This is a genomic window from Flavobacterium sp., assembly GCF_027484205.1.
In the GTDB taxonomy this organism is placed as follows: domain Bacteria; phylum Bacteroidota; class Bacteroidia; order Flavobacteriales; family Flavobacteriaceae; genus Flavobacterium.
Genome location: NZ_JAIXUB010000015.1, coordinates 560,375 through 574,908, shown reverse-complemented (window position 1 = coordinate 574,908; position 14,534 = coordinate 560,375). Strand labels below are relative to the sequence as shown.

At 29.9% G+C, this 14,534-nt stretch carries 11 protein-coding genes and 1 tRNA gene; 9 read left to right on the top strand and 3 right to left on the bottom strand.

Annotated elements, in window-relative coordinates; genetic code table 11:
* Nucleotides 1-139 precede the first annotated feature (139 nt).
* Both Q0049_RS08710 and Q0049_RS08705 read right to left on the bottom strand, forming a co-directional pair.
* Complete coding sequence (locus Q0049_RS08710; RefSeq protein WP_298118772.1) at nt 140-919, bottom strand: hypothetical protein; 780 nt, start codon at nt 917-919, stop codon at nt 140-142.
* A gap of 340 nt (nt 920-1,259) precedes the next feature.
* Nucleotides 1,260-1,341 (bottom strand) — tRNA-Leu (locus tag Q0049_RS08705).
* Nucleotides 1,342-1,451: 110 nt separating this feature from the next.
* On the opposite strand from Q0049_RS08705, the gene Q0049_RS08700 reads away from it, so the two are divergent.
* The 4 genes from Q0049_RS08700 (at nt 1,452) to Q0049_RS08685 (ending at nt 6,644) form a co-directional block, all read left to right on the top strand.
* Complete coding sequence (locus tag Q0049_RS08700) at nt 1,452-2,840, top strand: dipeptidase (protein WP_298118770.1); 1,389 nt, start codon at nt 1,452-1,454, stop codon at nt 2,838-2,840.
* A 158-nt stretch (nt 2,841-2,998) separates the two neighbouring features.
* Complete coding sequence (locus Q0049_RS08695; RefSeq protein ID WP_298118768.1) at nt 2,999-3,370, top strand: BlaI/MecI/CopY family transcriptional regulator; 372 nt, start codon at nt 2,999-3,001, stop codon at nt 3,368-3,370.
* Nucleotides 3,367-5,373, top strand: a complete 2,007-nt coding sequence (locus Q0049_RS08690) for an N-acetylmuramoyl-L-alanine amidase (protein ID WP_298118765.1) — start codon at nt 3,367-3,369, stop codon at nt 5,371-5,373. The genes Q0049_RS08695 and Q0049_RS08690 overlap by 4 nt, the downstream gene beginning before the upstream one ends.
* Nucleotides 5,374-5,543: 170 nt before the next feature.
* Nucleotides 5,544-6,644 carry a DUF4407 domain-containing protein gene (locus Q0049_RS08685; RefSeq protein ID WP_298118763.1) on the top strand — a complete coding sequence of 367 codons (1,101 nt, stop codon included), beginning with the start codon at nt 5,544-5,546 and terminating at the stop codon, nt 6,642-6,644.
* A 120-nt stretch (nt 6,645-6,764) separates the two neighbouring features.
* Here Q0049_RS08685 and Q0049_RS08680 read toward each other — a convergent pair whose 3' ends face one another.
* On the bottom strand, nt 6,765-7,475 hold the full coding sequence (locus tag Q0049_RS08680) for a PH domain-containing protein (RefSeq protein ID WP_298118760.1): 711 nt from the start codon (nt 7,473-7,475) through the stop codon (nt 6,765-6,767).
* A 171-nt stretch (nt 7,476-7,646) separates the two neighbouring features.
* Here Q0049_RS08680 and Q0049_RS08675 point away from each other — a divergent pair, with 171 nt between their 5' ends.
* The 5 genes from Q0049_RS08675 to Q0049_RS08655 all read left to right on the top strand — a co-directional run bounded on the left by Q0049_RS08675 (nt 7,647) and on the right by Q0049_RS08655 (nt 14,530).
* Nucleotides 7,647-8,990: a sigma-54 dependent transcriptional regulator gene (locus Q0049_RS08675; protein WP_298118757.1), complete on the top strand. Its 1,344-nt coding sequence runs from the start codon at nt 7,647-7,649 to the stop codon at nt 8,988-8,990.
* 6 nt (nt 8,991-8,996) lie between these two features.
* Nucleotides 8,997-10,139, top strand: coding sequence for an FIST N-terminal domain-containing protein (locus tag Q0049_RS08670; RefSeq protein WP_298118754.1), 1,143 nt, complete (start codon nt 8,997-8,999; stop codon nt 10,137-10,139).
* Nucleotides 10,140-10,142: 3 nt separating this feature from the next.
* A complete protein-coding gene (locus tag Q0049_RS08665; protein ID WP_298118751.1) occupies nt 10,143-13,187 on the top strand; it encodes a PAS domain S-box protein in 3,045 nt (1,014 codons plus the stop codon).
* A 129-nt stretch (nt 13,188-13,316) separates the two neighbouring features.
* Complete coding sequence (locus Q0049_RS08660) at nt 13,317-13,751, top strand: response regulator (RefSeq protein WP_298118748.1); 435 nt, start codon at nt 13,317-13,319, stop codon at nt 13,749-13,751.
* A gap of 50 nt (nt 13,752-13,801) precedes the next feature.
* Nucleotides 13,802-14,530: a polysaccharide biosynthesis/export family protein gene (locus Q0049_RS08655; RefSeq protein WP_298118746.1), complete on the top strand. Its 729-nt coding sequence runs from the start codon at nt 13,802-13,804 to the stop codon at nt 14,528-14,530.
* Nucleotides 14,531-14,534: the final 4 nt, after the last annotated feature.

Here is a 14,534-nt window from a genome sequence, read left to right as displayed (position 1 = left end):
TTGAATAATGCTTCTTTAAAACTAGTTCTACACATTCTAATTTAAATGTGTAATCATACTTAACTTTTCTTTCCATAAAAAATGCCCCAAATAGTGTCTAACTTTTTGGGGCATGTTCAAACTGAAAGGCATTTTTTTTTTAAGCAGTAACTTCTTCCGAGGATTTTAAGTTTATCGGTTTTCCATCAACATCATAAAACTGATAACGGTATTTCAATTTTCCATTTACTTCTTCTATATCAACATGCATTTGATAAAAACCATTATTCCACTCTACAATAATATCAAAATAGTAATCACCTACTCCAAAGCTTGTAGGCAAATTACTTACATAAACCAATTTTTTAGATTTTAAATTTAAAGTATTTACCTCAATATTATTGTATGCACCTACGTCTTCGTTATCGAAAGTTCTTCCCATATAACTATATTCCTTGGCTTTTTTCTTGCTCTTTCCTTCTTTCGGATCATTATAAATATCCTTCACAGAAAATATTACATCTTTCAAAGAAAACTTTCCAACGTTTACCAAAGAAAATTTCAATTGATGAATGTAGGTAATACGTTGTCCTTTTTTTCGAGGTTCATCATCAGCTAAATCAGAGCTTTCGCCTAAATCAATATCTTTAATTTCAATAATAGGAATGTTCTGACCTGATACTTGAGTCATTACTTCTGGTTTCGATTCTCCCGAAACTTTTGGATTGTAATCTGCATCAACAAATTGCTCCTTTGTTTCTTGAATTTCGTCACTTAAAACATCAATTTTTTTATTGGCAATATCTATTCCAGTTTCACTTTTTTCTTCAATAGAAATCACCTCATTACTTGAACGATACAACGAAAACAATGCACCGGTTATCAATGCAAAACCAATAAAAGCTAAAATAAGTGCTGTCATAGAAGGATTTCTTTTCATTCCAATAAATTGGTTACAATTCAGACTTAGAGATTATACAAAAATACTCATTGAAAAGGAATCAATTTTAGATAAAAAAATAAGTTCTTAACATAGAAATTAACCGATTTTGTAGAAATAAAAAAAGTCCAAACTCTCGTTTGGACTTTTTGTGCGGATAATAGGACTTATTTCGACTTCGCTCAGCATAAACTTCTCGTCCTTTTTGCCCACAAAAAAAGTCCAAACTCTCGTTTGGACTTTTTGTGCGGATAATAGGAATTACTTCGACTTCGCTCAGCATAAACTTCTCGTCCTTTTTGCCCACAAAAAAAGTCCAAACTCTTGTTTGGACTTTTTGTGCGGATAATAGGACTCGAACCTACACGCCTTGCGGCACCAGATCCTAAGTCTGGCATGTCTACCAATTTCACCATATCCGCGAAATTTGTGAGTGCAAATATAAGAATAATTCTTAATTACAAATTATGAAATAGGAATTTTTTTTAAAACTCTTTTTCGTACTTTTGAATTTCAAAATAAACCATTAAAAATGAATAATATAAAACAATACGTTCAAGAAAACAAAGAGCGTTTTCTAAACGAATTAATCGAATTATTAAAAATTCCTTCTGTAAGTGCTGATACGGCTTACTCGCAAGATGTGATAGATACTGCTAATGCCGTGAAAGCTTCATTAGAAAAAGCAGGTTGTAATCATGTTGAAATTTGTGAAACTCCAGGTTACCCAATCGTCTTTGGAGAACATATTATTGATAAAAATCTTCCAACAGTTCTGGTTTACGGACATTATGATGTACAACCGCCAGATCCACTAGAATTATGGACTTCTCCACCTTTTGAACCTATAATAAAAGCTACAGAAATTCATCCAGAAGGTGCAATTTTTGCTCGTGGCGCATGTGACGATAAAGGTCAAATGTATATGCACGTAAAAGCATTTGAATACATGATTCAAAACAATTGTTTGCCTTGCAACGTAAAATTTATGATTGAAGGTGAAGAAGAAGTTGGATCAAAAAGCTTATCATGGTTTGTTACTCAAAATCAAGAAAAACTAGCTAATGATGTGATTTTAATTTCTGATACTGGTATGATTTCTAACCAACAACCATCCATAACAACTGGCTTGCGTGGTTTAAGTTATGTTGAAGTGGAAGTTACTGGACCAAATCGTGATTTGCATTCTGGACTTTATGGTGGCGCTGTGGCTAATCCTATCAACGTATTAACTAAAATGATTGCGTCGTTACATGACGAAAACAACCATATCACAATTCCTGGATTTTATGACAAAGTAGAAGAACTTTCTGCTGCCGAAAGAGCCGAAATGGCAAAAGCACCTTTTAGTTTAGATAACTACAAAAAAGCGTTAGATATTGATGATGTTTATGGTGAAACAGGTTATGTTACCAATGAAAGAAACTCAATTCGTCCTACATTAGACGTTAACGGAATTTGGGGTGGATATACTGGCGAAGGTGCAAAAACAGTAATTGCAAGCAAAGCTTACGCAAAAATATCAATGCGTTTGGTTCCAAATCAAGATTGGGAAGAAATTACAGAATTGTTCTCGAAACATTTTACAAGTATTGCTCCTAAATCTGTAAAAGTAAAAGTTACACCGCATCATGGTGGACAAGGTTATGTAACGCCAATTGACAGTATTGGTTATCAAGCTGCCAATAAAGCTTATACTGAAACTTTTGGCGTTCCTGCAATTCCTGTACGCTCTGGAGGAAGTATTCCAATTGTTGCTTTATTCGAAAAAGAATTAAAATCTAAAACTATATTAATGGGATTCGGATTAGATTCTGATGCCATTCACTCACCAAACGAGCATTTTGGAATTTTTAATTACTTAAAAGGTATTGAAACTATTCCTTTGTTTTACAAGTATTTTGTGGAAATGAGTAAGTAAACTTGCCACAAAGACACTAAGACACAAAGAATTTTAATCCGTTCATTCTTAATTGAGTGAACGGATTTTTTTTGGAAAAATGTTAAATTTTCATTCTACACTTGTAGAAGTAAAATTTTATTCTACATTTGTAGAGTTAATTCTAAAAACGTAGAGCAATGCAATTATCAAATTCAGAAGAACAGTTAATGGAACATTTATGGAAACTTGAAAAAGCTTTCATGAAAGATTTGCTAGAAGCTTTTCCTAAACCAAAACCAGCTACAACAACTATTGCCACTTTATTAAAAAGGATGATTGATAAAAAGTTTGTGGCTTACAACGAATTTGGAAATTCAAGAGAATACTATCCATTAGTTAAAAAAGAAGATTATTTCTCAAAACACGTTAACGGATTGATTAAAAACTTCTTTAACGATTCAGCTTCACAATTTGCTTCCTTCTTTACAAGAGAAACTAATCTAACCGAAAAAGAATTAGAAGAACTAAAAAAAATCATCGATGTTGAACTTCAAAAAAAGAAAAAATGATCGACTTTCTATTAAAATCAACCATCAGTTTAACCGTTTTTCTAGGCTTCTACCATTTGGTTTTAGAACGTGAAAAAATCCACCATTTCAATCGATTTTATCTTTTGTTTACGATTATAATTTCGTTTGTAATTCCGTTTTTGACTTTTGAAATTATCAAAATTGTTCCTGTTATTCAAAACATCGAACCTTTAAATACTGTAATAACTTCATCTGAAATTCCAGAAAATGAAAATCAAGGAAATCTTTTACCAAATGAAGAAAACATCAATTACATCGCAATCGTATTGTGGAGTTTGTATGGACTAATTAGCTTCTTTTTATTATCAAGATTCGGAAAAAACATTTGGAAATTAATTGCAAAATCTAAATCCAATTCTATTGTAAAATATAAAAATGCCAATTTGATTTTAGTTGAAGAAAAAACACTTCCTCACACCTTTTTGAATTCGATATTTATAAATCTTGACGATTATAACAATAGAAATATTGAAGATGAATTGTACACGCACGAATTGGTTCATGTAACGCAAAAACATACCTTAGATATTTTATTTATAGAATTCTTAAAAGCAATTTTCTGGTTCAATCCACTTTTCCTTTTCTATAAAAAAGCGATTCAACTCAACCACGAATTTCTCGCCGATGAAGAAATTGTGAAAACTTATAACAATGTTCCGTTTTACCAAAATTTACTTTTACAAAAAGGAAGCAACAACCAAACGATTTACCTAGCTAGTAACCTAAATTATTCCGTAACCAAAAAACGATTAATTATGATGACAAAAAAAACATCGCAAAAAATAGCAGTTTTAAAAAAAATTGCAATTGTTCCAATTCTTGCAGGATTAATTTACCTTTTCTGCTTCAAAATTGTAGCACAAGAAAAGGTAATCAATACAAATTCAAATGATAAAAACCTAAAAACTACCGATAAAGATAAAATTAGAGATAATTATTACAGTGGTGTTTATGTAAAAATTATTGATGAACGAACTAATAGAAAAGACGTAACTCTGTATGAAAATCTTTCATTAGAAGATAAAAGAAAATACTTAAATTTAATTCCTGAGATTCAAATTGAAAAAGAAATTCCTGCATTATTATTTGAAAATTTAAAATCCAAAAACTTTAAAATTGGAATTAATAATAAGTTGATTAAAAAAGAGGAATTAAAAAAGTATCAACGAACTGATTTTAGTTATTATTCCTGTCATATGATTAATAAAAGTGAGAGAACAAAAGAGTTTCCGCAAGGATATCAATATACACTTTACACAAAGGAATATTTTGATAAAAACATGAAAAACAGTCAAGTTCATTTTAAAGGTGATACCATAATAATTGGAAACGTAAGCTATCAAACTGCGATGAAAAATAAAATAGCAAAAACTTTAAAAGCTGATACACTTGTTTGGTATACTGAAGGCAAAGAAGGATACAATTTGTACATGAATGAGAAAAAAGAAAAGAAAATTATTGTAATTGATGCTGGTCATGGCGGTCAAGATTTTGGTGCTACAAATGAGGAATGGAATGAAAAAAACCTAACTTCACTGATTGCAAAAAAAATTAAAGAAATGCATTCTGATTCTGATGTAGAAATTCATTTCACTAGAACTGATGATGAGTTTATGGATTTGAAAAAAAGAAGTGACTTTATAAATAACTTAAAAGCAGATTTAGTGATTTCTCTTCACGTTAATCAAAATAAGAATACAGACGCAAACGGATTTGAAGTATTTATAAGTGATCAAAATAACCTAATAGAAGAATCTAAAGTTTTTGCTGAAAAGCTCACCACAAAATTATCTAAAACACAACTAAGAAATAGAGGATTAAAATTTGCTCCATTTTGGATTTTAAAAAATTCGCTTTGTCCTTCAATGGTTGTTGAACTTGGATTTATTTCAAATGAAAATGACCGAAAATTTATTACAAGTGAAAAAGGTCAAACCGAAATTGCTAAATACATTGTAGATTTTATTTCGGAGGTAAAGTAATTTAATTCAACAAAATAGTCTGAACTAATCCGCTCTAATCAAGCGGATTTTTTATTTAAAAACGATTTATAAAACATTGGCTAACAAAACTAATTTCCATCATTTTACAACATTATAAAATTTTTGGCGTTAAATTTGTATAACATCAATCATCATAAAATCAATCAATCATGTTAAAACGTTTTTTTATTCTTTGTTCTGGTGTCGATACTGACATTGTGAACGGTTGTTCCAACGGCGAACAAAACAAATATGCTGGAATTGGAGCGACAGTGTTCTTCACAGCAATTATGGCTTTTATAGCTAGTAGTTATGCACTTTTTACCGTTTTCGACAATGTCTATACGGCAGTTTTCTTTGGATTAGTGTGGGGATTTTTAATCTTCAATCTCGATAGATTTATTGTTTCTACAATCAAAAAACGTGATAATTTTTTAGACGAATTTATTCAGGCGACACCACGAATTGCTTTGGCGATTATTATTGCAATAGTAATTTCAAAACCATTGGAAATCAAAATTTTTCAGAAAGAAATTGAAACCGTTTTGTTAAAAGAGAAAAACGAAATGGCAATGGCAAACAAAAAACAAGTAACTAATTATTTTCAAAGTGATGTCGATAAAAACAAAGCCGAAATCGATAGCTTAAAAAGTGATATTACTAAAAAAGAAAAAGAAGTAAACGATTTATACTCAGTATTCATCTCAGAAGCTGAAGGAACTGCGGGAACAAAAAAATTAGGAAAAGGTCCAGTTTACAAAGAAAAACGTCAAAAACACGACATGGCGTTAAAACAATTGGATTCTATGAAAGCCGCAAACGCTGTAAAAATTAAAGAAAAAGAAGCTAAAGCCAAAACGCTTCAAGCTGATTTAGACAAAAAAGTAACCGAATCACAACCTATAATTGATGGTTTTGATGGATTAATGGCTCGAATTAATGCTTTGAATAAATTGCCTTGGTTGCCATCGTTTTTTATAATGCTGTTGTTTTTAGCTATTGAAACTTCGCCTATTATTGCCAAATTACTTTCTCCAAGAGGCGAATACGATTTTAAGCAAGAAGATGCCGAAATGGGAATTAAAAATGTACTAGCACAAAATCGTTATCAAAGTGATTTGCAACGAAAAACCGATGCCGAAATTTACGATAAAGTCTATGCTGACATCAAAGACGACAAAGAATTATACAATTATAAGAAAAAAGGTGCTTTAGAATTATTGAAGCTACAAGCCGATGGTTTTGTTGAAAAGCAGAAGAAGTCAATGTAGATTTGCTGCCAATATACGAAGTATAAAGTATTTTACTTTTTCAAATAAAAAACCCGATAAATTAACTTTATCGGGTTTTAATTTATTATAAAACTTTGCGACTTAGTGTCTTTGTGGCAACTACAAATAACTTAAAATTTCAGTTTTCAATTTATCATATTCGCCTTGCAGAATTAAACCATTGTCTAACAATTTTTTATAATTCTGAAGTTTTTCAAATAATTGATCTTGCGTTAAACTTGCCAAACCACTTTCGGCATTTAATTTTTCATCAGGAAATTGTTTTTCATCTCTATAACCTGATTGTTCTACTGGAATAATTTCGGCAAAATTAGTTACTTCCTCTGTTGCAACTTCTTCTACTTCTTCAACCACTTCATCATAAACAGGAGCAATTTCTTCAACTACTGAACTAGCAGTTGGAGCTGAAACTGGGTTTTTCAATAAATCCAATTGCTCTTTGGCGTAAGTATATAATTTTCTAGCTTGATTTTTTGGTAAATAATCAACCGTATGCGTTAAATCAGATTTGGTATTGAAAGTAAAATCTGCACCTAGAATTCCTTCTTTAACAAAACTTCCAGCAATATCATCCCAATCATAATCTACAAATTCCATCGATAAACCAAGGTTTTTTGGCTTACAAAGAATTATTCTTTTATTGGTAACGACAATACTATCGGGCAAAATGGTAACTGCAGGTTTTTTTTGCACAGCAATATAACCCACTTCTTCATTAGACATTAATAAATTACTCAATTTAGACGTAATTTTCTCAATCGCTTTTGGATCTTGGTCTTCGTTTAATATTTTCTTTAAATTATCAATCATATTAAAAGTTTATAAGTTTATCGGTTTAAGTGTTTAAAAGAAGCATCAAAAGTAATGCCTAATTTTGTATTTAGACAATTTCTGTTGGAAAAAAATATTATTTCCATTTTTTGGAAAAAAAGGTGTTTGTAAAAAAAAAGTGCTATATTAGTACACCCTAAATCTCAATTTATGAATTCATTAAAGATTTTTTTAATTGAAGATGATCCTTTTTTTGGTGAAACACTAAGATATCATTTGCGATTAAATCCCGATTATGATATTCATCTTTTTCAAACCGGAAAAGAATGCATTGAAAATCTTTATAAGAAACCAGATATCATCTGCTTGGACTTTGGCTTGCCTGATATTTCTGGTGACAAACTCTTGAAAAAAATCCAAGAAATCAACAACTCCATACCAATTATTATTATTAGTGGTCAAGACAACATTGAAATTGCCGTAGATTTTTTAAAATCTGGAGTCAAAGATTATATTGTAAAAAACAATCACACTAAAGACATTCTTTGGAACTCAATTATAAAAATTAGAGAAAACATCAATCTAGTTCATGAGGTTGAAGAACTCAAAGAACAACTTGAACAAAAGTTTAGTTTCGAGAAAAGCATAATCGGACAAAGTGATGCTATAAAAAGTGTTTTCAATAAAATAAACAAAGCTCTAAACACTAATATAAATGTTTCCATTACAGGCGAAACCGGAACAGGAAAAGAAGTGGTTGCTAAAGCTATTCATTACAATTCTGATAAAAAAAATAAACCATTTATTGCAGTAAATATGGCTGCAATTCCAAAAGAATTAATAGAAAGTGAGTTTTTTGGTCACGAAAAAGGAGCTTTTACTGGTGCCGAAAATAGAGCTATTGGAAAATTTGAACAAGCTGATGGCGGAACAATTTTTCTTGATGAAATTGCAGAACTAGACTTGAACTTACAAAGTAAATTGTTGCGTGTTTTACAAGAAAGAGAAGTAATTAGACTTGGTGGAAAAGAAAAAATAAAATTCAACGCACGATTGATAATTGCCACCCACAAAGACTTGGCGCAAGAAGTAAAAAAAGGTAATTTTAGGGAAGATTTATACTATAGAATCATTGGTTTACCAATTGAACTTCCACCATTAAGAGACAGAGGAAATGATAAACTTTTATTAGCCAAGTACTTTATCGATTTGTTCACTAAAGAAAACAAAATGAAATCCATTTCGTTATCTAAAGAAGCTAAAGATAAACTATCCAAATATCCATTTCCTGGTAACATTCGCGAATTGAAATCGGTTGTTGATTTAGCCTGTGTTATGAGCGACGGAAAAGAAATTCAAACTGAAGATTTAACTTTTAGCAGTATTAATGACACCAACTTTTTCCTTTCGGAAGAAAAAACATTAAAAGAATATACGTCAGATATTATTTTGCATTATCTCAAAAAAAACAATAATGATGTTATAAAAACAGCTCAAAAATTAGACATCGGAAAATCTACTATTTACAATTTGTTGAATGCTCAAAATAAGTAATCTACTATGAAAGTTGCTACTCTGCTCTATCAAAATGGCTCTTTTACGAAAGAAATCAATAAAGAAAATCTTTCAGAAGAAGAGGTACAACTTATAATTGGATTTGGTTCAGGAACTATTTTAACTTCAAAAAGTTCATACTCTAATATTCAATCTAAATTTCCTAATGCAACTATTTGTTTGTGTTCTACAGCTGGTGAAATTTTTGATGTTGGAGTATATGAAGATTCCATTTCAATCGTAGCTTTAGCTTTTGCTTCATCTTACATAAAAACTTCTGTCATAAATATTAATAATGTTTCTTCTAGTTTAGAAGCTGGAAAAAAACTTGTTGAACAATTATCAAAAGAAGATTTAAAACTAATTTTTGTTTTATCTGACGGTGGAAAAGTTAATGGAAGTGAATTAGTAAAAGGATTGAATGCAAATAATACTGAAGGCGTATTAATTTCTGGAGGTTTAGCTGGAGACGGCACTAAATTTGAACAAACATTTGTTGGTTTAAACAGTATACCTCAATCTGGAAATATTATTGCAATTGGCTTTTATGGAGAAAAATTAAAACTATCGCATGGTTCACTTGGAGGTTGGGAAAGTTTTGGACTAGAAAGAGAAGTAACTAAGGTAAACAGCAATATTCTCTTTGAAATTGATCACAAAAATGCATTAGATTTATACAAAACATATCTTGGAAAATATGCAGATGAATTACCTGGTTCTGCATTGTTATTTCCGCTTTCATTGATACCTTCTGATGAACAAGAGCCTATTGTTAGAACTATTTTGTCTATTGATGAAAAAAATCAATCGATGACTTTTGCTGGAGATATTCCTATTGGAAGCAAAGTGCGATTTATGAAAGCTAATTTCGACCGATTAATTGATGCTGCAAGTGAAGCTGCTACAAATTGTTTGAAAATAAATGAAATAAATCCAAAATTAGCATTTTTAATTAGTTGTGTGGGTAGAAAAATAATACTTAACAATAGAATAGATGAAGAAGTTGAAGCCATTTCTGAAATTTTTGGAAATGACACTGCGCTCACAGGATTTTATTCTTATGGAGAAATTTCACCATTAAAACCTTTTACAAATTGCGAATTGCATAATCAAACCATGACCATAACCTGTATTGATGAATTAAACTAATTTATGGAACAACATCGATTATTACAAAAACAAATTAAAAAATACTTAACGCCTGAATATCTTGAAAATCCTGTTTTTAGTAACTTTATTCAAGCAATAAATGACTCATATATTTCTTTTGAACGTGATAAAGAAATTGTCAATCATGCCTTTCAAGAAAGTGAAAAAGAGTACCATTCCATCAATCAAAGTTTAAAAGAAGAATATGAATTAAAAAAACAGTCAATCGCTAATTTATATGATGGTCTAGAAGCGATGGAAGATGATTTTGAAGATATTCAAAATAAAGATAATGCCGATGATTTACTTTTTATTTCAAAATATTTAAATCGACAAATTGAAAAAAGAAGAGAAACAGAAAAAAATCTTGTTACAACGGTTGAACTTTTAAAAACTCTTTTAGCTAATCTTCAATCTGGAATTTTAGTGGAAGATGAAAACAGAAACATTTTATTTACTAATCAACTTTTTTGCGATTTATTTTCGATTCCTGCTGCTCCAGATAGTATGATTGGAATGGATTGCACAGATTCTGCAGAGCAATCTAAACATCTCTTTGTAGATTCAGATAAATTTAGTCCAAGAATAACTAAAATCCTTAACAATCGAGAAGTTGTTGTTGATGAACTACTTGAAATGAAAAATGGAAAATTCTTAGAACGAGATTATATTCCTATCTATATTAAAAACGAATACAAAGGCCATTTGTGGAAATATACAGATATAACTTCAAGAATTGAATCAAAATTATTATTAGAACAAAGTGAAGAGCGAAATCGCTTAATCATGAATTCTGCTCTTAATGCAATAATTAATATTGATACACATGGAAAAATAATTTTTTGGAATAAACAAGCTGAAACTATATTTGGATGGACAAAAGAAGAAGTTCTAGGTAAAACTCTTCAAGAAACAATTATTCCAAATCAGCACAAAAAAGCCCATGTAAACGGAATGTCGCATTACATGAAAACTGGCGAAGGTCCAGCTTTAAATAAACAATTAGAATTACCAGCATTAAAAAAAGACGGAACAGAATTTCCTGTTGAAATTGCAATCATTCCTATTAAACAAAATAATGAATTGTTCTTTTGCTCTTTTATTCAGGATATATCTGAACGAAAAAAATCAGAAAACAAACTTAAATTTCAAGAGGAAAAATACAGAAACATCATTGCAAATATGAACCTTGGAATGATAGAAGTGAATAACGATGAAACTATTCTTTTTGCAAACCAAAGTTTTTGTAAAATTTCCGGCTATGAATTGGATGAACTTATTGGAAAAAACCCATCTAAACTATTTGTTTTTGGTGAAAATGTTGAAAAAATTGAACAAAAAAAGCAATTAAGAGCAGAAGGAAAATCAGATATTTATCAGATTCCAATTAAAAACAAAAGAGGAGAACTAAGATGGTGGGCAATTAGTGGTGCACCAAATTATGATGACAAAGGAAATTTAATAGGTACTATTGGGATTCACCTCGATATTACTGAACAAAAAAAGCTTGAAATTGAATTAGAAAACGAAAAATTAAAAGCACTAGAAGCATCAAATGCAAAAGAAGCTTTCTTGGCTAATATGAGCCATGAAATAAGAACACCATTAAATGCAATAATCGGATTTTTAAGAGAATTGAGTAAACAAGAATTAACCGATTTACAAAAAAAATATATCGAAAACAGTTCCATTGCTTCGAAACATTTATTGGCAATTATCAACAACATTTTAGATATTTCTAAAATAGAAGCTGGCGAAATGTCACTTGAAAGCGAAGAATTTATTTTAGAAAACAGCATTAATAATGTAATAACTGTCTTACACCCAAAAGCAACGCAGAAACAAATAAACTTATATTCTAAAAATAGTCCTTCAATTGCAAAAGTCTTAAAAGGTGATGCATTGAGAATTGAGCAAATTCTATTTAATCTTGTTGGTAATTCAATAAAATTCACTCAAAAAGGCGAAATAAATATCAACTGTAAATTGATAAATGATTATCCCAACTCACAAGATATTTCTATCTCAATTTCAGATACAGGAATAGGAATGGATAAAGAATTTCTAAATTCTATTTTTAGAAAATTCTCTCAAGAAGATATAGAAGTAACCAGAAAGTATGGTGGAACTGGTCTTGGCATGGCAATTACAAATGAATTGGTGCATCTAATGAAAGGAAAAATTGAAATAGAAAGTGAGAAAAATGTTGGCACAACAATTCATATTTTTCTTCATTTTAAAAAAGGTGATATATCTAACCTCAAAAACTCTCATCAAGAAGCTACCACAACTTCATTAGAAAACATTTCAATTTTGTTAGTTGAAGATAATGACATGAACAGAATGGTTGCACAAAATTCATTACAATATTATAATTGCAAAGTAACCGAGGCTGAAAACGGAATGGAAGCTCTAGAAATATTAAAAAAAGAGAATTTCGACATTATTCTTATGGATATTCAAATGCCAGAAATGGATGGAATTGAAGCCACAAAAATCATCCGAAGCGAATTCAAACTTGCAACACCTATTGTTGCATTAACTGCTAATGCCTTTAAATCAGAAATTGAAAAATGCAAAAAAGCAGGAATGAATGATTATATTACTAAACCATTTGACGAAATAAATTTGATTGAAACTATTGCAAAACATACCATTCGCAAAGGAAATGTACTTCCAAAAGTTGAAAAAAATCAAAAAATTCAAAAACTATATAACCTCAACTCTTTAAATAATTTAAGCAGAGGAAACAAAGAGTTTGTTGATAAAATGGTCACCATTTTTATAGACCAAACCAACATCACAATTGATAAAATAGAAGTTGCTATTGCGAACAATAATTTTATTGAAGTAAGTCAATTAATTCATAAAATAAAACCTAGCATTGAGGGAATTGGAGTTACATCAATAATTGACGATGTGAAAATTCTTGAAAAAATAGCTAAAGAATCTGATGATAAAACTCAAATTGAAGCTATATTTTTATATATAAAAGAAGTTCTAAAACAAGTTGTCGATCAGTTAAAAGACTACGAAATAACTAACTAAAATGGAACTTTTTTCCAAAATTTGGAAAAATACAAACCACGCAATAAATGTAATTATCTCATTTTAAATTATTTAAATTTTTGGCTTGACTTTGGCTAAACACTATTTGAAAATTAAAATTCAAATAAAATGAAAAACCAAAATCAATTCAAATTTTTTATTGTCGATGATGATGTATTTTGTGCAAACCTATACGATCAACATCTAAAAAATGCCGAATACAATGACATTACGTACTTTAGTAATGGAAATGATTGTATAAATAATTTAAATCTAAATCCAGACATTATCTTTTTAGACCATAACATGGATGACATATCAGGTTTTGAAGTTCTTAAAAAGATAAAACGCTACAATCCCAATATTTATGTTGTAATGATTTCTGGACAAGAAAACATTAAAACTGCCGTTGATGCTTTGAAATATGGAGCTTTTGACTACATAATTAAAGATTCTAATGCTTGCTATAAGTTGACACAAACTATTAATAACATCATTAAAGTAAGGGAACAATTAAAAAAAGCAAATCCAAATTTAATTCAAAGGCTACTCACTTTAATTTAAAAAAGACACAAGACACACATTAAAATAAATACCAATAGTTAATAAAGAACATGAAAACACTTATAAAACTATCATTATTTGTTTTGCTTTTTACATCATGTAAAACTCAAAACTTATTAGTTTCAAAAAACGAAACAAACGATAAAACCAATTTTGTATATGATGAAAATTATCAATACAAAATAAGAAAAGACGACAAAATTTCAATTTCCGTTTGGGGTGAAGATAACCTAAGCGTCGGTTCGGTATATGGAATTTATAATTCGAATGAAGTTTATGGAAAATGGCTTTTAGTTGATGCCAACGGAAACATTGAAGTACCAAAAATTGGAACAAAAAATGTGCTGAACAAAACCATTCCTGAATTAAAAGCAGAAATCAAAAACGAATTAAAACAATATTTGGTTAATCCTGTTGTGGATGTAAAAGTACTCAACAAAGAAATAACTATTCTTGGCGAAGTTAGAAATCCCAGCACCATTCAAGTCGATAAAGACCATAACAATTTACTTGAAATGATAAGTAAAACTGGTGGTTTCGATTTCTATGCCAATCTAAAATCAATAAAAATTCTTCGTCAAGAAGGAAACGATGTAAAAGTTACCAATATTGACTTAACAAACGCAAAAGACATTCTAAACCAAAATATCCAACTCCATCCTGGTGATATTGTGATTGTTCCATCTAAAAAGAACAAAGAATTTGATAAGCGTATCTCTACAATTATTCCGTTTACAACAACGGTAAGTGCCGCAGCAATTATAATGGGATTATTCTAACAAA